The sequence below is a fragment of the Cupriavidus sp. SHE genome (assembly GCF_000812445.1).
Lineage (GTDB): Bacteria > Pseudomonadota > Gammaproteobacteria > Burkholderiales > Burkholderiaceae > Cupriavidus > Cupriavidus metallidurans.
This window is the reverse complement of record NZ_JWMB01000031.1, coordinates 54531-80216: the sequence shown is the minus strand read 5'-3', so window position 1 is coordinate 80216 and position 25686 is coordinate 54531. Positions and strand designations below refer to the sequence as shown.

General features: G+C 64.9%; 25 protein-coding genes. 7 read left to right on the top strand and 18 right to left on the bottom strand.

Going from position 1 to position 25686, the window contains the following annotated elements; translation table 11 throughout:
- The first annotated feature begins 54 nt into the window (after positions 1–54).
- The 4 genes from tssA to tssJ are packed head-to-tail and all read left to right on the top strand — an operon-like array spanning position 55 to position 5174.
- The gene (gene tssA / locus RN01_RS17070) at positions 55–1626 is read left to right on the top strand and encodes a type VI secretion system protein TssA (RefSeq protein ID WP_017514289.1); all 1572 of its coding nucleotides are present in this window, start codon (positions 55–57) and stop codon (positions 1624–1626) included.
- A 21-nt stretch (positions 1627–1647) separates the two neighbouring features.
- Positions 1648–3468, top strand: coding sequence for a type VI secretion system baseplate subunit TssF (gene tssF / locus RN01_RS17065; RefSeq protein WP_039016697.1), 1821 nt, complete (start codon positions 1648–1650; stop codon positions 3466–3468).
- Positions 3469–3485: 17 nt separating this feature from the next.
- On the top strand, positions 3486–4568 hold the full coding sequence (gene tssG, locus RN01_RS17060) for a type VI secretion system baseplate subunit TssG (RefSeq protein WP_029700502.1): 1083 nt from the start codon (positions 3486–3488) through the stop codon (positions 4566–4568).
- Between the two features lie 36 nt (positions 4569–4604).
- Positions 4605–5174, top strand: coding sequence for a type VI secretion system lipoprotein TssJ (gene tssJ / locus RN01_RS17055; protein ID WP_024570740.1), 570 nt, complete (start codon positions 4605–4607; stop codon positions 5172–5174).
- 133 nt (positions 5175–5307) lie between these two features.
- Here tssJ and RN01_RS17050 read toward each other — a convergent pair whose 3' ends face one another.
- The 16 genes from RN01_RS17050 to RN01_RS16975 all read right to left on the bottom strand — a co-directional run bounded on the left by RN01_RS17050 (position 5308) and on the right by RN01_RS16975 (position 19240).
- Positions 5308–6096: a metallophosphoesterase gene (locus RN01_RS17050; RefSeq protein ID WP_039016696.1), complete on the bottom strand. Its 789-nt coding sequence runs from the start codon at positions 6094–6096 to the stop codon at positions 5308–5310.
- A gap of 226 nt (positions 6097–6322) precedes the next feature.
- A complete protein-coding gene (locus RN01_RS17045) occupies positions 6323–7294 on the bottom strand; it encodes a type II secretion system F family protein (protein WP_017513817.1) in 972 nt (323 codons plus the stop codon).
- A 51-nt stretch (positions 7295–7345) separates the two neighbouring features.
- Positions 7346–8323 (bottom strand): type II secretion system F family protein, encoded by a 978-nt coding sequence (locus RN01_RS17040; protein WP_017513816.1) that lies wholly within the window; start codon positions 8321–8323, stop codon positions 7346–7348.
- A 42-nt stretch (positions 8324–8365) separates the two neighbouring features.
- On the bottom strand, positions 8366–9736 hold the full coding sequence (locus tag RN01_RS17035) for a CpaF family protein (RefSeq protein WP_017513815.1): 1371 nt from the start codon (positions 9734–9736) through the stop codon (positions 8366–8368).
- Between the two features lie 89 nt (positions 9737–9825).
- Complete coding sequence (locus RN01_RS17030; RefSeq protein WP_017513814.1) at positions 9826–11019, bottom strand: AAA family ATPase; 1194 nt, start codon at positions 11017–11019, stop codon at positions 9826–9828.
- Between the two features lie 60 nt (positions 11020–11079).
- Positions 11080–11538: a TadE/TadG family type IV pilus assembly protein gene (locus tag RN01_RS17025; RefSeq protein WP_017513813.1), complete on the bottom strand. Its 459-nt coding sequence runs from the start codon at positions 11536–11538 to the stop codon at positions 11080–11082.
- Positions 11535–12065: a TadE/TadG family type IV pilus assembly protein gene (locus RN01_RS17020; protein WP_024570739.1), complete on the bottom strand. Its 531-nt coding sequence runs from the start codon at positions 12063–12065 to the stop codon at positions 11535–11537. Before RN01_RS17020 ends, RN01_RS17025 begins: the two co-directional genes overlap by 4 nt.
- A gap of 9 nt (positions 12066–12074) precedes the next feature.
- On the bottom strand, positions 12075–13379 hold the full coding sequence (locus tag RN01_RS17015; protein ID WP_223277308.1) for a pilus assembly protein TadG-related protein: 1305 nt from the start codon (positions 13377–13379) through the stop codon (positions 12075–12077).
- A gap of 22 nt (positions 13380–13401) precedes the next feature.
- Entirely contained in the window at positions 13402–13749 is a 348-nt protein-coding gene (locus tag RN01_RS17010) for a hypothetical protein (RefSeq protein WP_017511535.1), read from the bottom strand.
- Between the two features lie 35 nt (positions 13750–13784).
- Complete coding sequence (locus RN01_RS17005; protein WP_017511534.1) at positions 13785–15608, bottom strand: type II and III secretion system protein family protein; 1824 nt, start codon at positions 15606–15608, stop codon at positions 13785–13787.
- Between the two features lie 87 nt (positions 15609–15695).
- Positions 15696–16541, bottom strand: a complete 846-nt coding sequence (gene cpaB / locus RN01_RS17000; protein ID WP_017511533.1) for a Flp pilus assembly protein CpaB — start codon at positions 16539–16541, stop codon at positions 15696–15698.
- Between the two features lie 49 nt (positions 16542–16590).
- Entirely contained in the window at positions 16591–18003 is a 1413-nt protein-coding gene (locus RN01_RS16995; protein WP_024570738.1) for an ATP-binding protein, read from the bottom strand.
- Between the two features lie 43 nt (positions 18004–18046).
- Positions 18047–18550 carry a prepilin peptidase gene (locus RN01_RS16990; protein WP_017511531.1) on the bottom strand — a complete coding sequence of 168 codons (504 nt, stop codon included), beginning with the start codon at positions 18548–18550 and terminating at the stop codon, positions 18047–18049.
- A 37-nt stretch (positions 18551–18587) separates the two neighbouring features.
- On the bottom strand, positions 18588–18761 hold the full coding sequence (locus tag RN01_RS16985; protein WP_017511530.1) for a Flp family type IVb pilin: 174 nt from the start codon (positions 18759–18761) through the stop codon (positions 18588–18590).
- Between the two features lie 40 nt (positions 18762–18801).
- Positions 18802–18975: a Flp family type IVb pilin gene (locus RN01_RS16980; RefSeq protein WP_017511529.1), complete on the bottom strand. Its 174-nt coding sequence runs from the start codon at positions 18973–18975 to the stop codon at positions 18802–18804.
- A gap of 91 nt (positions 18976–19066) precedes the next feature.
- Positions 19067–19240 (bottom strand): Flp family type IVb pilin, encoded by a 174-nt coding sequence (locus RN01_RS16975; RefSeq protein ID WP_017511528.1) that lies wholly within the window; start codon positions 19238–19240, stop codon positions 19067–19069.
- A gap of 1107 nt (positions 19241–20347) precedes the next feature.
- Here RN01_RS16975 and RN01_RS16970 point away from each other — a divergent pair.
- The 3 genes from RN01_RS16970 to RN01_RS16960 are packed head-to-tail and all read left to right on the top strand — an operon-like array spanning position 20348 to position 23902.
- Positions 20348–21604: a glycosyltransferase family 87 protein gene (locus RN01_RS16970; protein ID WP_017511527.1), complete on the top strand. Its 1257-nt coding sequence runs from the start codon at positions 20348–20350 to the stop codon at positions 21602–21604.
- Position 21605: 1 nt separating this feature from the next.
- Positions 21606–22844 (top strand): glycosyltransferase family 87 protein, encoded by a 1239-nt coding sequence (locus tag RN01_RS16965; RefSeq protein ID WP_017511526.1) that lies wholly within the window; start codon positions 21606–21608, stop codon positions 22842–22844.
- Between the two features lie 41 nt (positions 22845–22885).
- Positions 22886–23902: a glycosyltransferase family 2 protein gene (locus RN01_RS16960; protein ID WP_024570737.1), complete on the top strand. Its 1017-nt coding sequence runs from the start codon at positions 22886–22888 to the stop codon at positions 23900–23902.
- 24 nt (positions 23903–23926) lie between these two features.
- Here the strand turns inward: RN01_RS16960 and RN01_RS16955 are convergent, their stop codons facing one another.
- Positions 23927–25153 carry a glycosyltransferase family 87 protein gene (locus RN01_RS16955; protein ID WP_024570736.1) on the bottom strand — a complete coding sequence of 409 codons (1227 nt, stop codon included), beginning with the start codon at positions 25151–25153 and terminating at the stop codon, positions 23927–23929.
- A 75-nt stretch (positions 25154–25228) separates the two neighbouring features.
- The gene (locus RN01_RS16950; RefSeq protein WP_017511524.1) at positions 25229–25675 is read right to left on the bottom strand and encodes a GtrA family protein; all 447 of its coding nucleotides are present in this window, start codon (positions 25673–25675) and stop codon (positions 25229–25231) included.
- Positions 25676–25686 lie beyond the last annotated feature (11 nt).

Here is a 25686-nt window from a genome sequence, read left to right as displayed (position 1 = left end):
TCGACCTTTTGGCCGTGCGAGTCAACGCGCACGTAAAGCACGTGAAGGAAGCGCATGTTCAATAATCTGTTCAACGCGCTGTTCGGCGCCCGTGCCCCCGCCGATCTGGCCCGCTCCACGCTGGCCCGGTGGGAGCCATGGCTGCAGCCGGTCCGTCAGGAGGCACCGGTCGGAGACGACCCGGGTTACGAGGATGACTTCCTCGCCATCAAGGAGGAAGTGGCCAAGCGCTCGGATATCAATGATGCCCTGATCGTGGCGTCGGCCGAGCGCCTGCTCAAGACCAGCGCCAAGGATGTCCGCCTGGCGGTCTACTACATCTATGGCCGTATGAGGCGCGACGGTGCGGAAGGGATCGCCGACGGCTTTGAACTACTGGCGGCACTGATCGATCGCTTCGGCCCCAAGTTGTTACCCGCCCGCGCGGAAAGTCAAAAGGCCGCACTCGAATGGCTGGCCGGTGCCACCTTCACCGACCGGCTTGACCGGGTGCAGGGATTGGCCGGTGCCCCACTGGAGCGCACGCTGTCGGCGATGGCGCTGATTCTGGAGGGCATCGGAAAGTGGCCCGAGCCGGCCCGTCCGGCGCTCGATGCGCTGTTTCGCCGGTTCGAGGAGCGGGTCGAAACGCCGTCGTCAGCGGAAGGTAAAGGGAACATCGCTGCTCCGAAAGCCCTTGCCACGGCGTCGCTCTTGGGCGGAGAGGTGGCCTCCACGCGCGACCTGCTGGATCGGGCGCGACAGATGGCACTGTTCCTGCGCCAGCAGCCTGACGGCTATCTCGCCGCCTATCGGCTGATGCGCTGCGTGCGTTGGGACACCCTTACCGAGGCGCCGCCGCATGAAGCCAGCGGCAGGACCCGCCTGGTAGCCCCGCGCGCCGAACTACGCGCGCAAATCAAGCGGCTGATGCTGCAAAAGCAGTGGCCGGAATTGCTCGACCGGATCGAACCGGCCTTCGCCGAGGGCGCCAATCATTTCTGGCTGGACCTGCAGTACTACGCGTTCCTGGCGCAGGACCAGGCAGGTGGCGCCTACGCGCGCGTGCGCGACCTGCTTGCTACCGACTGCGCCTTGATGCTGGAACGCCTACCGGGCCTGGACCACCTTGCCTTCTCGGACGGCACGCCGTTTGCGGACGACGCCACGCTCGAATGGATTGCGCGCTATGCCACCGTGCGGGATATCGAGCGCGGCGAACCCGTGACGCCGGTTGCGGTGGCCTCCGTGAGTGCCGACTTGGCGGAAACGGAAGCGCAGGCGGTCGACCTCGCCGCACAGCAGAGCCTGGAGGCCGCCTTTGCCTGGCTGCAGGGGCTGCCGGCACCGGCTGGCGAGCGCGATCGCTTCGTGCGGCAACTGGTGATGGCGCGTGTGGCCGAGCGCGCCGACCGGGCCGATACCGCCTTGCACTTGTTGTCGGCGCTTGAAACCAGCACCCAGCGCTATCAACTGGCCAACTGGGAGCCATCCCTCGTGTTCGAGGTCAAGCAGCAACTGCTGCGCCTGCTGAGGGTGCGCCTCACCCGCAAGGACGCGGACAAGGCAACCCTGAGCGCGCGCATCGAGGCGCTGGCGGGCGACCTGACCGTCATCGATCCTGCCCGCGCCGTGGCCGTCGCCTGAAGCGTACCCATCCTGTATTGCATGAACCATCCCACCCAAGACAACGAGATCCTGCGCTACTACGAAGCGGAGATGCGCTACCTGCGCGAAGCCGGCAAGGAGTTCGCACAGGCGTTCCCAGACCGTGCCCGTATGCTCAACATCGACCGTATCGGCGAGCGGGACCCTCACGTCGAACGGCTGTTCGAGGGCTTCGCATTCCTGATGGGGCGGCTGCGCCATAAGCTGGACGACGAGTTGCCGGAACTGACCGAAGGCCTGGTCAGCATGCTGTGGCCGCATTACCTGCGCATGATCCCGTCTTTGTCGATCCTGGAACTGACCCCGAACGATGGGGCGCTGCAGCGCCACGAAACGCTGCCGGCAGGACTGGAGGTGGTCTCCGACTCCATCGCGCTCGCCACACAAGGCGGGAGTGAGGGCCATGTCGAATGCACTTATCGGACCACGCAACCGGTCGATCTATACCCGTTGCGCCTCACTGAAGCCAATGCCTATGCGCGCGAGAATGGCCGCTCGGTCATCCGGCTGCGGCTGGCACTACAAACTCAGGGGCGCCGCGAGCAGTTGGCGGTGCCGCGCCTGCGGCTCTACCTGCACGCCGATCGCCCGCTGGCGTTGGCGCTTTACTCGGCGCTCACCGCTGAGCCATTGGCCATGCAAGTGCGGGTACCGGGCTATCCGGTCGACCGGCCCGGCGCACCCCAGCCGATGGCAGGAGTACGGCTGGAGCCAGCCGGATTCGCTGCCGAGGAACGCCTGTGGCCGAAGGCTGACAACGCCTTCGGCGGCTACCAACTGTTGCTGGAGTACTTCACCTTCCCCGAGAAGTTCATGTTCGTGGATCTCGTGGGGCTCGATCTGGACGCCATCCCGGAAGGCGTCGAGCACTTTGATGTGGAGGTGGTACTCAATCGGCCTTTCCCGGATGACATGCGCTTCTCGGCCGATAACGTGCGTCTTTTTTGCACGCCGATCATCAACCTGTTCGAGCTGGAAGCCGACCCGATCACCATCACCCACTTCGAGACCGAGTACCGGGTGCGGGCCATGGAGCAGCACGGACAGCATGTGGAACCCTATTCGGTGGAAACCGTACGGGGATTCGAGACGGGCAGTGGCAAGCGCTTCGAGTACGCGCCGTTCGCTGCGTTCCGCCATCGGGGCGGCATGCTGCGTCATGAGATGCCGGAGCGCTATTTCCACACCCGCGTGCGCCGCGGTCCTTCGGGGAGGTTCGACACCTGGGTTGTGCTGGGAGGGCACGCCTGGGATCATCAACAGTTCCTGCCCGAGGAGACGCTGTCGCTGTCGGTCACCGGCACCAACGGCATGCTGCCGCGCAAGGGCCTGCGCGAGGCAGGCATCACCCGCACGAGCGGGGGATTCACACACATTGGCACCGTGCGCAACCTGACCGCGCCGACGCTGCCGGTGTATCCGCCCTCCGGCGATCGGTTCCATTGGCGCGTGCTGTCGCACCTGGCGCCCAACTACCTGTCGCTGCTCGACGCCGAAGTTCTGCGCGGCAGCCTGGCGCTGTACGACTGGACCGATGGGGAACTGAACCGCCGGCGTATCGAGGCCATCACAGACGTGCGGCACCGCCCGCTCCAGAAGCTCGTCAAAGGTGGCCTGTTGCGCGGCGTAGAGATCGAAGTGCTGCTGGATAGCACGCGCTTTGCCGGCGAAGGCGATGTGGAATTGTTTGGCGAGATGCTTAACCGCTTCCTGTCGCTATACGCAACCGTCAATCTCTACACGCGCTTGGTGATCGTGTCGCAGCCTAGCGGCAAGCGCCAGGTGTGGCCCGACAGCAAAGGGGAGGGGGCTCCGTTTTGAGCGCACCGAGTCAGACCATGTCACCCCAGAAGGAGGGCCCCTTGTTGCGAGCGTTGCTCGCCAACGCACCACGGATGAATTTCTTCCGGCTGTGTGAACTGATCGAGCTATCCGCGCCGCAGCGCCCGCCGCTGGGCACCACGGATTCCCTGGCCGACGAACCGGTGCGCTTCCGTTCCAGTGGGGGGCTTGGGTTCCCGGGGCGGGAGATCGATTCGGTCGACTACGACGATGACTACCCAGACCGGCCACCAGTCATTCGCACAGCCTTCCTTGGCCTGTATGGCGTCGACGCGCGTATGCCGTCCTACTTCGTGGACGAGATTGCTCAGCGTCGTGATGGCGCAGAGCCGCTGGCGGCCTTCCTGGACCTGTTTCACCACCGCGTTGTCACGCAGTTCTACCGGGTCGCGCGCAAGTATCGCTATCCGATGGGTTTTCTGTCGGGCGGACAGGACGAGGTTTCACGCTACCTGCTCAGTCTGCTCGGGCTGGGGCTGCGCGAGCCGGGAGCCGGGCAGCCCGGTGTCGAACACGCCGAACATGTCGAAGGCACCGTCAGCCCGCGCAAGCTGTTGTCGATGCTGGGACTTGCCAGCCAGCGCACACGGACTGCAGAGGGCCTTGCCGGCGTGTTGCAGCATGCCGTGCCAGATGCGCGGATCCTGGTGGAGGAGTTCTACCCCGTGTGGGTGCGCCTCGATGCCACCGAGCGCATGCCACTCGGCGAGAACTGTGTGCTGGGGCGAGGTTTCTACGACTGTGCCAATGCGGTACGCGTGGTGATCACGCCCCAGACGCCCGAATCGGTGCTTGGGTTGATGCCGGGTCGGGCCATATACCGGGAGGTGATGGCGCTGTTGCGCTTCTACCTTGGCCATGCCGCGCACGCGCATCTGGAGATGCGGGTACGGCCAGCGCTGATGCCGGCTCCGGTCCTGAACTCGAATGCGGTGAGCCTTGGGTACAGCACGCAACTCCGGTGCTCCGTGGCCTCCGCCAACGCGCCCCAGGAAGACGCGATCACACGCGTGAGATTGGGAACATGGAATGGATTTAGTGCCGGAGCATCCGCGCCCCTAAGCCATCGCAGTCAATGAGATCAAGCAGCACACTAGAACGAAGGGATGAACACGATGAAGCAAGCGCTGCGAAACGGGGGCATAGCCTTAGTCGCCACCCTTACCGTTGCCGGCTGCGGGGTCGGACAAGCCGTGAAGAACAGCACAGTGGAAGCAGCGAAGTGGGCTTTCACGACGCAGGTCAAGACCATGAACCTCGATCTCATCAGCAGGTCGTCGTTAAATACAAACAGCGCAGGCGAATCGTTGTCGACAGTGGTGCGGATCTATCAGCTGAAAACGCCGCAGGCCTTCGAACAACTGAGCTACGCGCAGTTGCAGACGCATGACCTGGCGTCGCTGAAGGCGGATCTGCTCGCAAGCAAGGATGTGGTGCTACGCCCGGCGGCGAGCGTGAGTCTCGCAGAACCGATGCAGGAAGACTGCGAGTACGTCGGCGTCGCGGCGTTGTTCCGCGACGCGGGCAACAACGCGGTGTGGAAGCTGGTCATTCCGAAGAAGCAGTGGAAGAAGACCGATCCCGTGAAGATCGAGGCGCGTGGGAATGTGCTCGAACGCGTCGGCGCGGCGCCAGAGCCACTCAGGCCGCAGGCGTCACAGCTTGGCGCATCGAGCGATACGTGACGACCATCGGCGCTTGGCGCTTTGCCACGGCCAGATGCCGGGCGGCGACGAGATCGGCCCGCGCTTGTCGGCGTACGGTGCAGGCAGTAAGTCTCTTACGAACACAAATCGAAATTTGTATTCGTAAGCCGTCTCAAAGCGTCACAGCCTTGCTCCAGTCGAACGCCGGGTTCTCCGGCTCGCCACTGCGCCGGGAGATGTAGCCGCGCGGGTTGCACACCACGCGTGAACTGTCGATCCAGTAGTCGAAGCTCGTATGGGTATGGCCATGGATCCAGAGGTCGGCCTGGGCCACCAGATCCGGTCGGCGGGAGATGAAGCCGGCCGAGACGATGTCGTGCGCATAGCGTGCGTCGAGGCTGCCGAGGTCGGGGCCGTGATGGGTGACCACCACGGTCTTGCCGTCGAACGGTTGCGCCAGCGCATCGGCCAGCCAGGCCGTGGCCGCGCGATGGCGAGCCAGTGCATCGGCAGGCGTGAAAGGGCGGTGCTGGCCGTCGGCATCTGCGGTAGCGATCAGGCGATGATCAAGCATCACGCGCGAGCACGCCTGCATGGCTTCTTCGACACGATCGACGCCATAGAGGCAGTAGTCGGTCCACCACGTGGTGCCGATCACGCGCACGCGCTGGCCGTCGGCGTCCTCGAACTCGGCGATGCCCTCGCTAAGAAGCGTGACGTTGCCGGATTCTCCGGCCGCGTCCGTCATCTGCCGGCTCACCGCATCGAAGGTGCTCTCGTAGTACTCGTGATTGCCCGGCACGTAGAGCACGGGCCCGTCGAACACGCGCGCCGCCCAGTCGATGCCGTCGCGGCCGTTGGCGATGTCTCCGGCCAGGATCGTGAGGTCCGCGCCACAGGCGGGGACCTCCTCGGGCATGTTGTGTTCGATGTGCAGATCGCTCAGGATGCGGATCTTCATGCGGCGGCTCCCGGATGTCCGTACGGACAGGGGTGGGGGATGGGTTTGCCCCGTATTTTTCAGAAGACTGGCGCGCGGGTCAAGCCGCCCGCCGGGACACTGACGCGTCGCCGCCGCAGAATGCAGAAAAGCCCGGACACTGTCCGGGCAAGACTGTCCACCTGGTGTTGCACCAGGGCAAGACAGCCGGGGGAACCGCTATGGCAAGGCGCCGCTAGAGCGAACGTCAGTTGGTGCCGGTCATGGTTGGCAGCAACACGCGGTAGATCTGGATGAATGCGGGTCCTAGCAACACCAGCAGGAGCGTGGGGAAGATCGTGAAAATCAGCGGGAACAGCAGCTTCAGCGCGATCTTCGCCGCCTGCTCTTCCGCGCGCATCCGGCGCTTGGTGCGAAGCATGTCGGACAGCACCCGTAAGGATTCGCCAAGGCTGGTGCCGAAGCGGTCCGCCTGGATCAGCATGGATGCGAACTTGTCGACGTCCTCGACGCCGGTGCGCAGCGACAGATTGCTCAACGCTTTCTCCTTCGAGAAGCCGGAGCGGAGCTCCAGCAGCATCAGTTGCAGTTCATCGGCCAGCACCGGGCAGCGCAGCGCAAGTTCGTCGGCCACGCGCATCAGCGCGGCATCGAGGCCGAGGCCGGCTTCCACGCAGACCGTCAGCAGGTCGATGACGTCGGGGAACTCCTCGAACACCGTTCTCTGGCGTGCCGTCACTTTCCGGGACAGCACGATGTTCGGAATGTAGTAACCGATCGCGGCCAGCACCGCCAGCACCGCGAACGTCGTGCTCTGTTCCTGGAATGCCGGGACGCTGCTTGTCGCGATCAGTCCGATCATCGGGAGCGCCACCGCCAGCAGTGTCTTGGCGGCGAAGTACAGCGGGGCGGCGCTCGCATCGCGCCATCCGGCGTTCATGAAGCGCACGCGCAGCTGCGAACTCTCCCAACCCTCCTTGGGCAACGAGAGCCGCGAGACAGGCTGCGCCCATTTCACGAGCTTCTCGACCCAGGCCTGCTGCTGCCCGGCGTTGCCCGGGACAGTGCCAGTCTCGCTGGCGATCTGCTCCATCCTGCCGCGCATGCGGTCTGGCGAGAACACATAGAGCACGCCAAGTACCGTGCCGAACGCCGCAACGAAGACCAGCGCCAGCACAATCAACTGGTCTGCCCGAAACCCCTGCATGATGTCTTGCATGATCGACTCCCCCTCAGGATGCGCGCTCAAGCCTGCCTGTTGTTATCTGACTCATACCCGGATGCGGATGATCTTGCGCATCCACAGCACGCCGAAGATCATCGACGTCATGGCGGCACCTACCATTCGCCAGCCAATCGGGTCTTCCCACAGCACCCGCATGAAGCCCGGATTGACCACCATGATCAGGCCCGCCGTGCCGAATGGCAGCAGGCCGAGAATCCACGCGGAGAGTCGCCCTTCGGCCGAGAGCACGCGGATCTTGTCGAAGAGCTTCAACCGCTCGCGCACCATCGTGGCGATCGTGTCGAGGATCTCCGCGAGGTTGCCGCCACTCTCGCGCTGGATCAGCACGGCGATGACGAAGTAGCGGAGGTCGCCCACAGGCACACGCATGGCGAGGTTCGTCATGGCCTCGTCGAGCGCCACGCCGTAGTTGATCTCTTCGAACGTGGTGCGGAACTCGGGACCCAGCGGCGCCTTGATTTCCTGGCCGACCATGCCGAGCGCCCCGGCGAACGAGTGGCCAGCACGCAGCGCGCGGCTGATCATGTCGACGGCGTCTGGCAGCTGCACTTCCATTTGCTTGAGCCGCTTTGTGCGCAGCCGCATGACATGCAGGAACGGCAGCAACCAGACGAACGCCACGCAGCCCAGTATGATCGGCAGCGGCACCGGCACCAGCGGAATCAGCGCCACCGCGCACAGCACCACCAGGCCGCAGTAGCCGAACAGCTGTGCCACGGACCATGTGCTGCCGGACTGCTCGAGCCAGCGGTCCAGCGCGCCGATACGCGGCACGCTCATGAGCCAGCGCTGCATCCGCGGCGAATCGCTGAGCAGGCGCTTCTTGAGAATGGACAGTCGTTCTGCGCTGACGTGTCCGCCGGCAGAAAGCGCTCTCAGCCGCGCTTCGATGCGTTTGGCCGCGGGGCCGTGGGCATTGTTCCACCACAGATAGATGGCTTCGACACTGAGCACCACGGCGACGAACAGCAGGATGCCGAAGGCATAGAAGATCGTGCTCATGTGTTACCCCCCGGATATGTTGTCGTTGATCAGTGCGTGGGCTCAGACTTCGTAGCGCCGCGCGGGATCGTAGGTCTCGTCCGGCAGCCCGACGCCAAAGACGCGCAGCCGCTCCGCAAACTTCGGATACACGCCCGTGGCCTTGAAGTGGCCGCGGACCGTGCCATCCTCGGCCACACCCGTGCGCTGGAACGTGAAGATCTCCTGCGTGTTGATGATGTCGCCTTCCATGCCAGTGATTTCCTGGATGCTGATGATCTTGCGCCGCCCGTCGGTCAGACGCGCCGCCTGCACGATCACCGTGATCGCCGAGGCGATCTGCTGGCGCATGGCCTTGGCCGGCATGGTCAGGCCTGCCATGCTGACCATGTTCTCGAGCCGCGTCAGCGCATCGCGCGGGGTGTTGGCGTGGATCGTCGTGAGTGAGCCCTCGTGGCCGGTGTTCATGGCGTTGAGCATGTCCAGCGCCTCGCCGCCACGGATTTCGCCGAGGATGATGCGGTCCGGACGCATCCGCAGCGCGTTGCGCACCAGTGCGCGCTGGTTGATTTCTCCCTTGCCCTCGATATTGGGCGGCCGGGTTTCCAGGCGCAGGACATGAGGCTGGCGCAGTTGCAGTTCGGCGGCATCCTCGATGGTCACCACGCGCTCGTCTTCCGGGATGAAACCGGACAGGATGTTAAGCAGCGTGGTCTTCCCGCTGCCCGTGCCGCCCGAGACCAGCACGTTGATCTTGGCATGCGCCAGCGCCTGCAGCATTTGCGCCATCGGCTGCGTGAGGCTCTTCAGCTCGACCAGATCGGACACCTGCAGCGGGTTCACGGAGAAGCGACGAATCGACAGCAGCGGACCATCGATGGCAGACGGCGGGATGATGGCGTTAACGCGGGAGCCGTCCGGCAGGCGCGCATCCACCATCGGGCTGGTTTCGTCGATGCGGCGGCCGACGCGCGACACGATTTTCTCGATGACTTTCATCAGATGGGCGTCGTCATAGAACACCACATTCGTCAGTTCGAGCTTGCCGCGCCGCTCCACGTAGGTTTGTCGTGCCGTGTTGACCAGGATGTCCGAGACCGTGGGGTCCTTCAACAGTGGTTCCAGCGGCCCGAAGCCGAACATCTCGTCATAGATCTCGACGGTGAGTTGTCGCCGCTCGTTGTCATTGAGCAGCACCTTATGTTCCTCGATGATCAGGCTCACCAGCGAGGCGATCTCCTGGCGCACCTGCTCCTGCGGGAAGTGCGCCAGGCGCTCCAGCTCCACGCGGTCCAGCACGGTCTCGTGCACGTCGCGCTTCAGCGCGTGGTACCCGGGCGATGTCGTGTTGGTGGCCATCGAGAAATGGATCGCGGCGTGACCATTTGCCGTGTGGGGTGTCCCGGCGCTGGCGAGCTGTTCGCGGATTGACATGATGGACTCCTTGCTAAGCGTATTCGGTTCGGGTGGCACGGATGGCACTGACGACTCTGATGGTTCTGACGGATCGGTGGCCTGCGGATTCAGGTGCTACGGGCGCGCAGCATCAGCTTGCGCAACGGCGACACGCCCTCCTGCCGGCCGCGGCGCTCGGCTTCATGCGTGGGCGCCAGTTGCATGGCCATCGCCTGCAGCGCCCGGGCGATGCTGCTGCGCTTGCTCAGCTTCGCAACCGGCTCCCCGTGGCTGACGGCTTCGTCCACGGCCGCCGGATCGTCTGGCAGGGTGAAGGCCACCTTCATGCCGAAGATCTCTTCCATGGTGGTTCGGGGCACTTCGTTCTTGCGACCTACGCGGTTCAGCACCACGCGAATCTTGTCGTCGGGGTAGTGCAGCGCGCGCAGGATGTCGAGCAACCGGCGGCTGGGGCGGCCGAATGCGATGCTCGGCTCGGTCACCACGCAAATGCGGTCGCTGTGGTCGAGCATGCTGATCGACAGCGGGTCGATGCTCTGCCCGACGTCGAAAATCACGTAGTCGTAGTTCGGCTGCATGACCGACAGGATCCACTCGAGCTTTTCCTTCTGGATCTGGCTGGCACGCACTGGGTCGGCCGCGCCCGCCAGCATGTCGAATCCGTTGTCCACGTGAACGAGACAGGCTTCCAGGAACGCCGCGTCCATGCGATCGATCTGGCTGCAGATTTCCGACAATGTGCTGGGCGGCGCCTTGTCGGTCACGATGTACGTCAGATCCCCGAAGTACCGGTTCAGGTCGACGACGAGCACACGCTTGCCGAAGTGGCGGGCGAGGGCGTCGCCAAGGTTTGCGGCCACGAAGCTGGTGCCAGCGCCACCCTTGCAGGAGATCATCGATATGACCTGCGCTACCTCCTGCATGCGCGGCACGTGCGTGGCTTCCACGCGCTTCAGCGCCTCGACAAGCTGGCCTTTGTCCAGCGGCCATGGCAGCACATCGCGCACGCCGGCACGCATCGCCTGGATCAGCACGCTGGAATCCTGGGATTGCGTGATCAGGATGCAGGGCAGTTCGGGGTGCTGCTGGCGCAGGGTTTCCACCCCGAACATCTGCGCGGGTCCGATTTCGGACAGATCGAGCACCAGCAGATCGGCCATGCGCAGCCGGCTCGCCTGGAACGGCAGCCGCGCCAGACCTTCCTGCAGCGACGTGGTCTGGAAGTTTCCGGCGATGGTAGCGAGCCGATTGATCTCCGCCAGCCGTGCGGTGTCATCGGATGCAATCAGGATCTTCAGCATGGTGTCCTCGCGATGTTCGGGTCGGATGGGTGGAATGGGTGGAAATGCGTGAATTGGGTGTCAGCTACACACCGACCCGCCGGTCGATGTCTGCATGCTCTCGCGTGTCATGGTGGTCGTGAACGGCGGCATGCCGATGCGCAACCGCATCACGGGGATCATGGTGGCGATGGTCACGTTGGACACGCTCACGGTTACTGTCTGACATGTGGAGCGCGCCGTGGCGGGATCGCTGTCGCAGCCCGTCGGCGAGTAGGCCACGCTGATGTTCGAGTCCTGCAGTATCGGCAACATGTTTTCCATCCTGGTCTTGATGATGCTGGCGCCGGAATCGCAGACCACGGCCGACCGCGCGGCCAGGCGCGTGACTTCAGCGGCGGTGTTCCAGTAGAACAGCACGCGCGAGAACTCCATGATGCCGATCAGCAGCGTGAAGAACATACCGGCGATAAGGGCGAACTCCACGGCGGCCAGGCCGCGCTGGCGTGCGAAGCGGAGCGGATGGGCGCGATGTTTCATAGCACTTGCCTCATGACGGTGGTGATGTCGCCGAACGTCAGGCCGGACACGTTGATGAACGACTGCAGCGGCGTGTAGGTGTAGCCGCTGATCCTGACGGCGATCAGGTTCACGGTGCCGGCCTGCGTGCCGCTGCCGCCACCAGTGCTGTCGTAGGTCGCGACGTTGCTGAACGTTTGGGTGACGCCGGGGCAGCCGGACGAATCGACGCGATCGCAGATGATCACCATGGCGGTGGTCAACCCGGGTGCCAGAGGCTGGCCCGAGCAGCCGGTGTTACCGTAGGCCGCCAGGCACTTGGTGGCCGCCGTCGGATAGGCGACGTCATCGGGCGAATACTGCGACAGGTAACGTGCTGCCGAGCGGGTGGCCTTGGTCAGCGTGTCGTACTGGTAGATCGCGCGGCCGAACTCGGCCACGCCGCACGCCATCAGCAGCATCGGCACGAGCATGATGCCGAACTCGACTGCGGCAACGCCGCGCTGGCGCCTGCGGGATTGCCTGTGTGCGTTGGTCAGTCGTTTCATGATCGACTCCTATTGCACCAGCACCGGGACGAGCGGGCCGACGCCGGTACTCGCGCCCGGCATGCCCTGCGTGGCGCAGGGGCTGCCCGGCAGGCTCGAGTCGCCGCGATATTCGAGATGCACCGTGTCGATGTTGCCGCCCTGCTGCATGGGATCGACCATCAACACGCAGGCCCAGCCCGTGACGTTGGCCTGATGGGTGCCCGGCGTGCTGAACGTCGAGCAGTCGACGATCGGCGCCAGCACCAGGCGCCGGTCAGCGCCAGCCTGATAGGTGGCCTGCGACGCGGCTGTGCCTTTCGTGCTCAGGCCGGTAACGGAGTCACCCTGATAGGGCTGATAAGCCTTGCGGGCAGCCAGGAAGTTCGGCTGGGAGGCCCCCTTGCTGTCGGTCGATGTGCCGTTGTAAGCATTGCTCTGCGCCGTCCACGTTGTGCTCGTGTAGGCGAAACCCGTAAAGTCGGTCACGCCGGTGGTCTTGTTCGTGGCGATGCCGAAGCGGCTGTTCCACGCGTCCGAGAGCGAGGCCTTGTTGCCGGTTGTACCGATCTGGGTGTTCAAGGCGGGCAGATTGCATTGCCCCGCTCCCTGAAGCTGGGTGTCCAGAGCAGGTGTGTTGCCCTTGCCACCGCTCAGGTCGGCCCAGCCGAAGTTCCCACCTCCGTAGACGCCCCCGCCCGAGGTCCCTATCTTGGCTGTCAGCCATTGACCGATCGTGTATCCGCCAGGCACCGCCGGCGTGGCGGTGTCGGGTCTGCAGATATACACAGGAATCGCGCAGGTGGTCTGCGCCGAAGTCGTCGTTGCGACAGCGAAGGCCCCAACCGTGTTCGCTCCGATGTGGATGCCAGGAATTGCATTCAGTACCTGCGCGAACCAGTTCGCGATGTTGCCGCGCGAGACGTCGCATTTGACGTACTTGATCGTGTTCAGCGCATAGGTGACAGAGTTCTTGTCCAGAAAGGGATCCGCCAGCGAATCGCTGTAGGTCACGGATTCGGCCGATGTGATGTTCGGCTGCTTTTCCAGGTTGCCCTGGAAAAGCACCAGGTTGCGGGCCGCCGCGGTCAGGCCGGCGGCTTCGGAAACCGTTAGCGGGGTAGCACCGGTCAGGTCGCGCGCTGCGGCCAGCGCGCACGAATCCGCGCGATTCTGCAACTCGCTCTTGCTCACATACAGTTTGCCGAGATCGAGTGCCAGGCCGATGAAGCCGACCAGCACCACGATCATGATCCCGACAATGATGGCAACGGCGCCGCGCTGCCTCTCGTGAATGCGAGGCAGTGACATGCCGCGAGACCTGGTTGTGGACATGATGGTGCTCCCCGCGGTTTGCTTAGCGTTGGCTGCCGCCGCCCATACCCACGCCGCCATACCCGCCCGCGCCGAAGTCGATGCCGAAACCACCGACGGGGCTGCCCGCTCCGGTCTGGACGCGGATCAGCGAGCGGTCGAAGTTACGCATGGCGGCCACGGCGGTCTTGCCATCGGTGCCGTCCATGGTCGGCAATCCGGTAGGCGCATCCGGGTTGATGATCTGCTGCTGCTTGACCGCGGCGAGGGCCTCGCCGCGATGCTGGTCCCAAGACGGCGTCGAGGTCATGCAGCCCGACAGTCCGATGCAGGCCAGGGTGCCAAACGCCAGCACTGTGGCGCCACGCGAAAGCTTGAGTGTCTTGTTCATGATCGTTCTCCTTGGTGTCCCTTGCGCGCGGCGGATCAGTTGCTGCCAGTGGTGCCGGGGGTGGTCGCGGCACCGGCCTTTGCCTGGGCCAGGCGGAGCGCGGTGGCCTCGATGCGCGCGACACGCGCGCTGTTGTCCTCGGGCGGCCGTGGCCCCACGGTTGCGACTGGCGCTGGCGAAGCCGCAGGGGCCGACGGCGCCGGCTCGTCCAGGAGCTTGCCGATCGGAGTGGGGCTGGTGGGAACCGACGTGGTCGGGCCGGTTTCGCTGCGCGGGGTCGAAGGCACGGGGGCAGGTGCCGTGGCGGGCGCGGCGGGTTGCGAAGGCACCGGTGCCGGCTGCGGAGCAGGCCTGCCCTTGCCTTCCATGTTGCCCATGAAGTAGAGCGACAGCGGGTCAGGCGTGGTGAAGCCGTCGGTCGGCAGCGGGTAGTTCTGCGTCTGCATCGGCTTGACCAGGTGCGGCGTGATGATGAACACCAGCTCGGTCAGGTCTTGCTGGAACTGCGTGCTGCGGAACAGCGTGCCAAGCACCGGAACCTCACCGGCGCCAGGCAGTGCCTTCAGCGAGCCACGTGCGCTGTCCTGCAGCAGGCCACCGATCGCGAAGCTCTCGCCATCGCGCATCTGCACGGTGGTGGAGGCGCGGCGTGTCGTGATGAGCGGCAGGATCGTCTGTCCGGTCAGCGTGCTGCCGCTGACCGTTGCGCCAGTGGGCGACAGTTCCGAGACTTCCGGCGACACCTTCAGGTGGATCCGTCCGTTGGCCAGCACGGTCGGGGTGAACTTCAGCCCCACGCCGAACTCTTCTTCCTGCAGCGTGATGGTGGAGGCGCCACCGAGCGCGTTGCTCTGCGCGACCGGGATGTAGATCTTGCCGCCAGCGAGGAAGCTGGCTTCCTGGCCGCTGATGGTGACCAGATTCGGTTCGGCCAGAACCTTTACCAGGCTGTCGTTCTTCTGCGCATCGATCGCGAGATTGAACGGCTTGTTGTTGGCCTTGCTACCGAAGATGCCGGCCGCCGCACCCGTGAGCAGATTCGAGATCACGCCGCCGGTCCACGATCCGAAGCCGCCCTGGATATTGACTGCCGAACCGAGCTGGTTGAGCAGCGTCTTGGAGACTTCGGCAACCTTCACCTCCAGCATCACCTGCTGCGGGGTGTCGACGGACATCATGTTGAGCACGCCGCCCTTCTTGCCGTTGGCGCCGTCGCCCTGTGCCGCGTTGGCGTACGCCTGGGCGATATCCATGGCCTGCAGTGCCGCCTGTGAACTGGAGACGCTGCCGGTCAGCACCAGATTGTCCGCGGCGGTCATCACGCGGATGCCCGATTCACCCGGCAGCAACTGGGCCAGCGAGGTCTGCAATCCGTTAGCGTCCGCGTTGACCACCACGTTGATGATGCTGCAACCGCCACTGCGGCCCTGCACGATCATGTTGGTGGTGCCCACGGTGCGCCCGAGGACATAGAGCGTCTGCGGCGACACCATCGTGGCCTGCACGATGTTCGGGTTGCCCAGGGTACGGTTGCGCACTGGCTCGGGCAGCGGAATCAGCTGCGACTTGCCGATCGGCACGATCACGCTCGATTCGTTGCGGATCGCGCCGGAGCAGTTCGGGCCACGGGCGTCAGCGGCAATCGAGGGGGCGGCGGGCACGGGCGCCATGCTGATGGTCATCTGCACAGGCCCTCCCGGGACCTTGACCGCTGGCGAGGCCGCCGCCGGCGTGGTCGACCTGGCGACGTTGCCGGCTTCTACCGCGACCTGTGCCGCCGCGGCGAGTGGTGTGCAGAGGATGGCGGCCAGGACGAAGTGGCGTGTGCCGCGTGCTGCTTCAGTTGTCTTCTGGTTCATTTTTGATCTCCCCCCGGAGAGTGAAGCGGATCTGGATGCGCTAAGCGTCTAGGTGTCTCGGTGCTTCGTCTGTTTCACCCTTTGCGGTCAGAAGCACTCCAGGCTGCCCTGGATGCCTGCGAGCACGCCGACACAGTTGCCAGCGCGCGGTGCGGCGGCGACCGTGCGGGTCTTGACCACCGTGCGCGTAACGGGAGCCGGCGCAGCGAGCGGAGCCGGCGCGGGCAGTTCGGCCTTGCCGAGCAGCGTGTGCTTGGTGGCGCCGCCGGTGTTGATGTCGGCCACGTCCATCTGATTGCGCAGCACCAGCGACAGCGTTCCCACGCTGCGCGCCACGTCGAGCTTCTCGGCCTGATCCGGCGAGACTTCCAGCGTCACGGCGTTGACCACCTTCGGCTGCGTGTCATCGCGGCTGACCTGTTGCGCCACGGCCAGCACCAGAATCTTCTCGAGCACGATCTTCGAGATGCTGCCGTTCTGCGCGCTCTTGGTGTCCTCGTTGGTGTTGACGATCACATCGACGTAATTGCCTGGCAGCGCGAAGCCAGCCACGCCCACCACATCGTTGACGCGAACCGTGATGGCGCGCTTGCCGTCGTTGATGACGGCGGAGAGGCCGCCCTTGGTGCCCACCGGCGCCAGCTTCGCGTCGATAATGGGCTCGCCGCGTTGCAGGCTGGTGCGGACCACGCGCCCGTCCAGTGTCTTGGGGTCTTCGAACGCACCGGGCGGCACACTGCCGGCGGGCCAGCTGACGAGCTTGAGCTGGCTGCCGTTGAGCGGCTGGCCGAGATCGAGATCGTTCGCGGCCACTACCACCTGCTTGACCGAGCTGGACGACTGCTGCAGCAGCCAGCGGGATGCGGAAACCACCGCCGCCGCGCCGGCCACCAGCGCAACCAGCAGCATCAGGATTGCTCGCGTGTTCTTCATGATGACTCTCCCCTACGTATGTACTTGCTTCCTTCCTGGTTGGGCTGACTTAGCCCGCTGCACGATGGCCGGCGGGCCAGCGGTGTTCGTTGTCCGGCGGTGGTGCTTCCGGTTTGCCCTGCAATCCGTAGTAGCCCTGCCAGGCGCGGCACAGGCTCTCTTCCGTGACTTGCGGTGCGTGGCCGTGGTAGCGCACGTGCGATGCCACAAGCCGCAACAGGTCGCGCGGGATGCACGCGAGCAGGGGGGTGTCGCTGGAGAAATGCAGGCTCTCCAGCAGGAAATCGAAGGCGGACTCCGGCCACGTCAGACCGAGTTCGGTGGCCGTGCGCAGGCAGACTTCGCGGTAGTCGTCGATCGACAGCGGGCCCACGTAGAGCTTGCTGCCAAGCCGGCGCAGGAAGGCATCGTCGCTGAGGTCCGTGGGCTCAAGGTTGGTCGAGAACACCGGCCATACGTCGAAGGGCACCGAGAACCGCACGCCGCTATGAAGCGTGAACATGTCGATGCCACGGTCCAGCGGTACGATCCAGCGATTCAGTAACTGTTCGACACCGACCATCTGCCGGCCAAGGTCATCCACGATGTAGATGCCGTTGTTGGCCTTCATGTGCGGGGGTGCCTGATAGAAGCCCGAGTTGCTGTCGTAGCGCAGGTCGAGCATCGACAGCGTCAGTTCGCCCCCGGTCAGCACGACGGGACGATGGCAGACGACCCAGCGGCGGTCTATTGACCGGCGGGCGGACGAAGCCTCGCTGTCGTCGATGGGCGTGTGCACGAGCGGGTCCATGATCTGGATGATCTCGCCCGCCACGGTGATCGCATGGGGCACGGGCACCGCGCCGGGCAACAGCGCGCCAAGTCGCTGCGCCAGGTAGGTCTTGCCGCTGCCCGGCGGGCCGTAGATCATCAGCGCGCGGGCGGTGTTCAGCGCCATGCCGATGCTGTCGAGCAGATGGACCGGCGCCACCAGGTTGTGGAATGCCGCGGTGACATCCGCCTTCGTGACCGATGTGTGATGGATCGAGTGATGCTGGATCGCATCGAGGTAAGCCTGAAGCGTGACCGGCGCGGCACCGGAGTAGCTGCAGCGGGCCGAGGTCTCCGCGGCGCGGGCGTAGCCTGCGTCGGTCAGGCGGAATCGCACGTCGATGTCGCTGGCGCCGCGATGGGCCACTTCCAGCAGCCGCTCGCGAACGGCGACGGCCGCGATCTCGTTCACGACCGAAGCGGGCAGCTTGAGCGTGTCCGTCAGAATCGTCAGGGAGACGCTGCGGTGCAGGTAGGCGGCTTTCAGCAACAAGCCCAGCAGCAACGAGATATCCAGACCGGTATCCGCGATGGATCGCGGCGGAACGTGCCAGGCCGGCAGCGCGTCGTGATCGGCCTGGGCATGCCGCACCATCGAGGCGACTGCCTCGGGGAGTCTTGTTGCCTGGCCTGCTTCATGGTGCTCTAACATTGCCGTTCCCCTTGTGTTTGTCCCTTGCGGTCCTGTTGGTCCATCACGTGCTGGCGAACAGCATGGTCAGCGTGCCGGCCGCGATCGCTACCCCATAGGGCAGGGAACCGACTGATGTGCCACCTTGTCCAGTGAGCGCGATCCCGCCGATGTTGCGCACGACCTGGCGGCCCTTGCCGGATGCCAGCACAAGCGTCAGGGCCCACACGCCTCCGATGACGAACGACGCCAGCGCGATCGATGCGGCAAGACTTGCGCCGAGCCACGCACCCACGGCGGCCATCAACTTGACGTCGCCAGCGGCCATGCCGCGCAGCAGGTAAATGGGCAGGAAGATGCCAAGGCCCGTCAGCCAGCCCAGCGCCCAGGCGGACGCGCCGGCGGCCAGGCCGTGGATCGTCATCTGGACGGGCAACGCCACCAGCCACGCGCCAAACGTCAGCCAGTTCGGAATGCGGCGCCGCTGCAGGTCCGTGGCGGCGGCGGTCAGCACCACCGCGATGACGATGGGGCCGATATAGGGTGAGAGCGTCGGGATGGTGGTCATGGCGTGCTCGGCTCGTTCTGGTTGGGTGCGGCCCGTTTCAGGGCACCTCCGCGGCGACCATGTCGTAGAGCGCCTTGAGATTGGTGCCGAGGAGACTCACCGCGCCGATGATGACCATGGCAATCAGCGCCCCCAGCAACGCGTACTCGATGGACGTCACGCCGCGCGCGTCACGTCGGAAGGTGTCGCACATGGTCTTGAGACTGGACATGGTGGTCTCCTCGATGGCGTGTCGTGTCGGGTGGCTTGGCTCAGGACAGTTCCGAGGCGATCATGCTGAAGATGCTGCTCAGGTTCGTGCCGACGATCTGCACCGAGGCGATGATCACGACCGCGATCAAGGCGGCGATCAGGCCGTACTCGATGGCGGTGACGCCGTCGTCGTCGCGGAGGAACGCCTTCAGGCTGACAAAGTGGTTTGACATGTGGCTCTCCTTGGGAGGTGGTCCGTGATGGCCGGTATCAACGGTTCGCGGCGTGGCACATGAACCGGCCACGCTGCGAACCGTCGAGCCGTCAGGCCAGTTCGGCGCCGATGAAGCTGAAGACCTTGCTCAGGTTCTGGCCGACGATTTGTACCGAGGCGATGATCACGACGGCGATGAGCGCGGCGATCAGGCCGTATTCGATGGCGGTGACGCCGTCTTCGTCACGGACGAAACGCTTCAGGTTTTGGGTCAGACGTTGCATGGTGGACTCCTTGGGTTGAAAAGCACGCTTGCGACTACGGACAGAAACTTCGAACAGACATCTGTGATTTCAGAGCGGGAGGAAGCGGCAGGACGGCGGCGCGCAGATCGCGCAGCAATGAAATGGCCAACGGCCAGCGCCGACGCTTGCGCCGTGAGGGCAACGCGCCTGCAGCCGTCGTTCGGCGGAGGCATGGATGCACCGTGCCGCGTGTTGGGCGTGGCTTGCGCGAACCATGCAACGGTAGGGCACGCTGCCGCCGCTGCGAGCGGCGGCGATGCGACCCATGGTCCGATGCATTCTCACGAGCTGACCGATAGCTGGCATGGTGTTGCTCCCCGAATCTTTGTTCTTCTGCCTGCGGCGAACAGCTCGCTGGCAGTTGCGGCTTACCGTGAGTGACGGTGCCGCAGGCTGACATAGGCAATCCGTGGGCCAGCCCTGATGAATTCGTTGTGCCACAAGGCTTTGCGGGGAGGCCCGCCTGGTGGGGGCTGCGGCGATGCGGGCGGAATGCCGCGTTTCGGGCCCGCGTCGTTGCCAGCCGGAAACGCTGGGCGCTGATTTATTTTGGATGAGCCCACCGGCGGGTCAGCCCCGGTATGAATGGATCGCCAACATCACTAGGTCGGGCGGATGTGTCGCTCATCCAAAAGAAGTAGTCAGGTGCACCGCATTACGCAGACGGTTCGCCCTGGAGGATGACAACCGTGGGTACATGGCCGTGCGATGCCTGCACCGGCCCGACTGATGGATGAAGCAGACCCTGCGGAGGGCAACGTTTCCGAATGGAAACGCGCGTGGTTGCCTGCGTTGCGGGACGGCCCGCGCGCTGGCTTTGCGCGTCGCCCGCAATCGCTTGTGCGACGCCATTCTCCACCTCCAATCCGCGCGTGATTCAGGAAGGAAACGTTGCGCGCACGGATCGCGTTTTCCGGGGCGCCGGCCCGTTCTCGACCCCGTGTGGCGCCTTGCGCTAATGCGTTCGCGTGACAAGACTTAGGCAACACCAGGCGTTGCCGACGTTCGGACAAGACCGCGGCATGGCACCTGCAAAAAACATAAGGCAAGAACATAAGGCAAGAACACAAGGGAACGGGGTGAGTCATGAGTCAGGAAGCAGTGCGGGCGGACACGGGGGGGCAAGGCGGGGCGTGGCTGGATCTGGATCGCGCCCGCGTCTACAGCGCGGCCGTGCTGTTCCTGTTCGTGGTGTTGATGGTGACGTGGGCCTGGTACACCGAGGGATTCACCAATAGTCACGTCAGTCGTCCGGGTACGGATTTCGCCGTGTTCTGGAGCGCATCGTATCTGGCGCTGAGCGAGGGAGCAGTGCGGGCCTACGACGTGGCCAGGCACCTGGAGGTGATGGCGACCTACGGGCCGCTCGACATCGGTAACACTGCCGTCCTGCCGTGGCTGTATCCGCCAACGTTCCTGCTGGTGGTCCTGCCGCTGGCCGCATTGCCGTTCGCGTTCAGTTACGTGCTGTTCATCGCCGCAAGTGTCTATGCCTACCTGTGCGCGATTGGCGGGCTGGTGGGAGCCGGCTCCATGTTGCGGCGCGGCCTGTGGCTGCCGGTGCTGGCATCGCCGGCTGTCCTGGTCTCGGTCATCCTCGGACAGAACTCGCTGCTGACGGCGTCGCTGGTCGGTGGCGCGATCTGCCTGCTGGGCAAGCGGCCGGTTCTGGCCGGTGTCCTGATCGGGCTGCTGGCCATCAAGCCGCAGCTGGCATTGCTGATTCCGGTGGCGCTGATTGCGGGTCGCCATTTCCGTACATTGGCGAGCGCCGCCATCACGGCGGCGATCTTCGCGGCGGTCAGCATCGTGATCTGTGGCTGGGAGACGATTCCGGCATTCCTGAACAGTGTCGCGTGGGCCCGCGCAAATCTTGTGGAAGGCACGCCGGAAGGGTGGTACGGCATGCCATCGGTGCTGGCCGCCGCGCAACTGTCAGGGTTGAGCCGCGGTTCGGCCTACGCCGTGCAAGGACTGGCAGCGCTCGCCGCCGCGGCGGCCGTCGTCTATGTATGGTCCCGCACGCGCGAGGCGCCACTGTGCGCCGCGGTGCTCGCCGCCGCCGCGTTGCTGGCCACGCCGTATGTCCGTCACTACGAACTGACGTGGATGGGAATCGCGGTCGCGGGTCTCGTCGGCGATGGCATTCGTCATGGCCTGTCCAACCGCGAGCGCCTGTTGTTCCTGGTGGCGTGGTGGTTGCCGATCTTCGAACAGATGAACCCCAAGTTCGGAATGCCGCAGATCGGCCCCGTTATCTCGGCATTGCTCGTGATCGTGGCCGTTCGTCGGACCATGGCCCGCACTGCGTCCGCGTCGGTACCGGCGCCGGTGGGAACCTGACATGGCCACGCTGCAGGCTGCCGCGCGCCGGGCACGGGACGATGCGTCACGCTCGCATTGGCTCGATGCCAGCCGGTTGCGGCTCTATTCGTGCGTGGCGATTGCCTGCTACGCGCTGTACTTCGGGATCTGGCTGTTCCGCGCCTGCGTGCTGAAGGTACCGGGCGTATTCGCACCGGGTGGCGATTTCGTCGTGTTCTGGAGCACGGCGAAGCTGGCGTTATCCAGTGGAGCGGCCGCGCCCTACGATCAGGGCGCGCTGCGGCATGTGGAACTCTCCGCGGTGCCCGGGCTTGCCATCGGCGATGGTGTGCTGCCCTGGCTGTATCCGCCCATGTCGTTGTGGTTCGTACTGCCGTTCGGGCTGTTGCCCTATGGACTGGCCACTTTTGTGTTTCTGGTGGGTGGCGTTGCCTGGTTTGCGTGGGCGCTATGTCGCACGTTGCCATGGCGCGATGCCCGGCTGGCGGCGGTTGCGTTTCCCGGCATCGTGGTGGTGCTGGCCACCGGACAGAACTCGCTGTGGCTTGCGGGCTGCGCCGGACTGGCACTGACGTGCCTGCGCTCGCGTCCGTTGCTCGCGGGGGTGCTGCTGGGCGTGGTGGCGATGAAGCCACAGCTCGCGCTGATGATCCCGGTGGCGCTGCTTTGCGCGCGCGCGTGGCGTGCGCTGGGCGCCATGGCTTTCACGACGCTGGTGCTGACGGTGGCGTCGCTGCTGGTGTTCGGCTCGGAGCCTTTCGCCGCATTCCTGCGCAACGCCGCCATGGCGCGCGAGTCGGTGGAGCAGGGCTCCGCACTGATGGCGCGGATGCCAACGGTGTTTGCCTCAATGAAGCTGATCAGTGGCGGCTTGCTGTTGCCTTACGCGATACACGGTCTGGTGGCAGCAGCAGCGCTGGCGTCGGTGGTGTATGCGTGGTCCCGGCCCTGCAGCTTCGCGCTACGTGCCGCCGTGCTTGTGGTGGCCGGGTTGCTGGTGCCGGCCTACCTGTATGACTACGACCTCGTGTTCCTCGGGCTGGCAATTGCCTGGCTCGGCGCGCACGGCCATCGCGCCGGCTGGTTGCGGGGCGAGCGGGAGTTGCTGGTGCTGCTGTGGCTGATGCCGCTGTGGAGCCGTGTGACAGGTCCGGAGATCGGATTCCAGCCGTTGCCGCTCGGGCTGATGCTCGCGTTGGCGCTGGGCGTCTGGCGAATCCGGCTGGAAAGGATGGACAAGGCATCGTTCAATGCCTGATGACGGAGCGCGCGGCAACGCGTGCCGGGAGGAAAGAGATCATGGCCGACTATGACAACATCCAGCTCCTGTCGCTGGTGGTGCCGTTCTACAACGAGGGCACCGCGCTGCAGACGTTTTTCGACCGCGTGGTGCCGATCCTCGAATCGGTGCCAGCCACGCGTTTCGAGATCGTCTGCGTCAATGATGGCAGCGCCGACGACACGCTCGCGCGGCTCGTCGACATCTCGCGGCGCGATGGCCGCATCCGTGTGATCGACCTTACGCGCAACTTCGGCAAGGAGGCGGCATTGACCGCAGGCATCGACGAAGCCTTCGGTGACGCGGTAATCCCGATCGACGCCGATTTGCAGGACCCGCCGGAGCTGATTCCCACCCTCGTCGAGAAATGGCGGCAGGGCGCCGAAGTGGTGCTGGCGCAGCGTGCCAGCCGCGCCAGCGATTCGTTCCTGAAGCGTGTGACCGCGACGGCCTACTATCGCGTGCATAACTGGCTGTCGGACCTGAAGATTCCGGAGAACGTCGGGGATTTCCGTCTGATGGATCGCGCCGTGGTCAACGCGCTGAAGCAGTTGCCTGAGCGGCACCGCTTCATGAAAGGGCTGTTTGCCTGGGTTGGCTTCAATACGGTAGTGGTCCAGTACGAGCGCGCGCCGCGCTGCGCCGGGGAATCGAAGTTCTCAGGCTGGCGGCTCTGGAACCTGGCGCTCGAAGGTATCACCAGCTTCAGCACGCTGCCGCTGCGAAGCTGGACGTACGTCGGGTCGTTCATCGCCATGATCGCCTTCTGCTACGGCACGTTCATCGTGGCGCGCACGCTGATCCTCGGGGTCGACGTGCCGGGTTATGCGTCTGTACTGTCGCTGCTGCTGTTCTTCGGTGGCATCCAGCTTATCGGGCTGGGCGTGCTGGGCGAATATATCGGCCGCATCTACGACGAATCGAAGGGCCGCCCGATCTATCTGGTCAAGCGCCGCTACCAGGAGCGCCGTCCGCAAGGCCGCGCCGTGGGTAATGGCCGCGTCATTCCGATCGCGGCCGCCGCCAAGCGGCACTGAGACTTCTCGAAGCCGCCCTTCCGTTCAGGATTGGGCGGCGCTTCTCGCGGCTTGATGACGCAGCACGATCAGGCCAAGGAGGCACACCAGCACGAGGGGCGTGAGTTGCGGGACATGGTCGATGAAGAACGGGCTGAGGCCCTGCATCGGCGCGAACCAGGTGACGATCAGCAGCAGGCGCTCCCATCCACGGCTGCCAAACCGGATCATGTCGACGCAGAGCAAGGCCACGGGAATGGCCAGCCACGCAAGGTCGTAGTAGATCAGGTAGGGCTGCGTGAGCAGGGTACCAACCACTAGCGCGGACGCGCTCAGCGCGAGCCGAGGCTTGGTGCACCATACCCATACGCACGTCGCGATCGTGCAGAGCGCCACGGCGGCATGCACGCCGTTAGCCAGCGGAATGCTGGCACCGGCCACGTACAGCACACCGAAGACCGTCGGCGCGCCGCGCAACGTGTCGATGTTCACGGCCACCGTTTCGCGGAACATCGCCAGGCTGTGCAGGAATGCCGGGTAGATGTCGACGCCGAAGGCCATGACAGTCAGGCCGACGAACAACGCAGAGCATCCCGCTGCCGCAGCCATTGTGGTCCAGCGCCGCTCGCAGAGGAGCATCAGGGGAAACAGCACGCCGAGCTGCGGCTTGACACAAAGCAGCGCGATGCAGGCCCCCGCAGCCACCGGGTGACGGCGCATGAGCCAAAGCGCGCCACCTGCGGCTGCCAGGGTGTACAGCGAGTTCTGACCCGAAATTAGCGTGGTCCAGACTCCCGGGAATGCGAGCGCGGGAACGAACCAGTAACGGTGCAGATGGCCGACCACGGCGCGCAGATAGCCCAGATACAGCGCGATGCCCGTCAGCGCGAACAGGACAAGCGCCATGCTGAAAGGCAGCGCGGCAAGCGGGTAGATCATCAGCAGGAACGTGGGGGGATAGGCGAACGGACCGAATGTGTTCGGCAGTAGCGGTGTCTTCGCCACGCGCAGCAGTTCCCAGTCGTAGGCAGCGACCGCGCCATGCATCTGCGCGAGTCCCGAGGCGCACCAGTAGACGACGAAATCCCAACCCAGACGCGGCACAGTCGGATTGGCAATGACCGAGTGGCCGTACCACCACGCCGCGACCACGACGCATTCGAGCACCAGCAAGGTGGCGGCATAGAGGCAGATGCGTCCCGGCGTGAGCCAGCGGACAGGGGTGGCGCTGTCGAGCGAAGCCGTCTTGGGCGTGTCGGTGGCGGCTGGCATGGGGGCTCCTCGAGGTGAAGTGGATGGCCGGCCGGGCCAGGCACGTCCGCCCGGTGGGATGGTGTGGCTGCGCGGTCAGCGATACGTCCAGGTCCGGTGCAGCACGAACGTGACCGCCGGCACCACCGACAGGATCGCGGCGAGACCGGCCCAATAGCCAAGGCCAAGCGCCTGCGCGGCGGCAGAGATGCCAAGCGTCAGGCCCAGACCCAGCAGCGATACGATCAGAAAGCGCACGTAGCTGTCACGCGTGGGGATAGCGCCGAAGCTCCACAGCGTATTGAGCAGATACGACGCGATATTGGCGACGATGAACGCCACGCCGTTGGCGCCCACCTGCGAGGCATGGAGCAGGTAGATCAACGGGGTGGCCACCGCCACGTGGATGCCGGTGGCGATGACGCCGGATACACCGAATCGGAAGAGCCGGACCAGTGTGTCCCGCGCGGGCAGGCGATGCCAGATGGTATGGCCGGCCGGCTCGCCTGGCACGTCTCGGGAGCGGGACTGGATTTGCAGCATGTTCGAACTCC

Excerpts from the sequence above, each read along its gene's own strand:
- RN01_RS17010 (WP_017511535.1), bottom strand. The coding sequence starts at position 13,749 with ATGAACAAGACACTCAAGCTTTCGCGTGGCGCCACAGTGCTGGCGTTT.
- RN01_RS16970 (WP_017511527.1), top strand. The coding sequence starts at position 20,348 with ATGAGTCAGGAAGCAGTGCGGGCGGACACGGGGGGGCAAGGCGGGGCG.
- RN01_RS16990 (WP_017511531.1), bottom strand. The coding sequence starts at position 18,550 with ATGACCACCATCCCGACGCTCTCACCCTATATCGGCCCCATCGTCATC.
- RN01_RS16980 (WP_017511529.1), bottom strand. The coding sequence starts at position 18,975 with ATGTCAAACCACTTTGTCAGCCTGAAGGCGTTCCTCCGCGACGACGAC.
- tssG (WP_029700502.1), top strand. The coding sequence starts at position 3,486 with ATGTCACCCCAGAAGGAGGGCCCCTTGTTGCGAGCGTTGCTCGCCAAC.
- cpaB (WP_017511533.1), bottom strand. The coding sequence starts at position 16,541 with ATGAAGAACACGCGAGCAATCCTGATGCTGCTGGTTGCGCTGGTGGCC.
- tssA (WP_017514289.1), top strand. The coding sequence starts at position 55 with ATGTTCAATAATCTGTTCAACGCGCTGTTCGGCGCCCGTGCCCCCGCC.
- RN01_RS17040 (WP_017513816.1), bottom strand. The coding sequence starts at position 8,323 with ATGAGCACGATCTTCTATGCCTTCGGCATCCTGCTGTTCGTCGCCGTG.
- RN01_RS16965 (WP_017511526.1), top strand. The coding sequence starts at position 21,606 with ATGGCCACGCTGCAGGCTGCCGCGCGCCGGGCACGGGACGATGCGTCA.
- RN01_RS16995 (WP_024570738.1), bottom strand. The coding sequence starts at position 18,003 with ATGTTAGAGCACCATGAAGCAGGCCAGGCAACAAGACTCCCCGAGGCA.
- RN01_RS17025 (WP_017513813.1), bottom strand. The coding sequence starts at position 11,538 with ATGAAACATCGCGCCCATCCGCTCCGCTTCGCACGCCAGCGCGGCCTG.
- tssF (WP_039016697.1), top strand. The coding sequence starts at position 1,648 with ATGAACCATCCCACCCAAGACAACGAGATCCTGCGCTACTACGAAGCG.
- RN01_RS17005 (WP_017511534.1), bottom strand. The coding sequence starts at position 15,608 with ATGAACCAGAAGACAACTGAAGCAGCACGCGGCACACGCCACTTCGTC.
- tssJ (WP_024570740.1), top strand. The coding sequence starts at position 4,605 with ATGAAGCAAGCGCTGCGAAACGGGGGCATAGCCTTAGTCGCCACCCTT.
- RN01_RS16960 (WP_024570737.1), top strand. The coding sequence starts at position 22,886 with ATGGCCGACTATGACAACATCCAGCTCCTGTCGCTGGTGGTGCCGTTC.
- RN01_RS17050 (WP_039016696.1), bottom strand. The coding sequence starts at position 6,096 with ATGAAGATCCGCATCCTGAGCGATCTGCACATCGAACACAACATGCCC.
- RN01_RS16985 (WP_017511530.1), bottom strand. The coding sequence starts at position 18,761 with ATGTCCAGTCTCAAGACCATGTGCGACACCTTCCGACGTGACGCGCGC.
- RN01_RS17030 (WP_017513814.1), bottom strand. The coding sequence starts at position 11,019 with ATGCTGAAGATCCTGATTGCATCCGATGACACCGCACGGCTGGCGGAG.
- RN01_RS17045 (WP_017513817.1), bottom strand. The coding sequence starts at position 7,294 with ATGCAAGACATCATGCAGGGGTTTCGGGCAGACCAGTTGATTGTGCTG.
- RN01_RS16950 (WP_017511524.1), bottom strand. The coding sequence starts at position 25,675 with ATGCTGCAAATCCAGTCCCGCTCCCGAGACGTGCCAGGCGAGCCGGCC.
- RN01_RS17035 (WP_017513815.1), bottom strand. The coding sequence starts at position 9,736 with ATGTCAATCCGCGAACAGCTCGCCAGCGCCGGGACACCCCACACGGCA.
- RN01_RS17015 (WP_223277308.1), bottom strand. The coding sequence starts at position 13,379 with ATGTCCACAACCAGGTCTCGCGGCATGTCACTGCCTCGCATTCACGAG.
- RN01_RS17020 (WP_024570739.1), bottom strand. The coding sequence starts at position 12,065 with ATGAAACGACTGACCAACGCACACAGGCAATCCCGCAGGCGCCAGCGC.
- RN01_RS16975 (WP_017511528.1), bottom strand. The coding sequence starts at position 19,240 with ATGCAACGTCTGACCCAAAACCTGAAGCGTTTCGTCCGTGACGAAGAC.
- RN01_RS16955 (WP_024570736.1), bottom strand. The coding sequence starts at position 25,153 with ATGCCAGCCGCCACCGACACGCCCAAGACGGCTTCGCTCGACAGCGCC.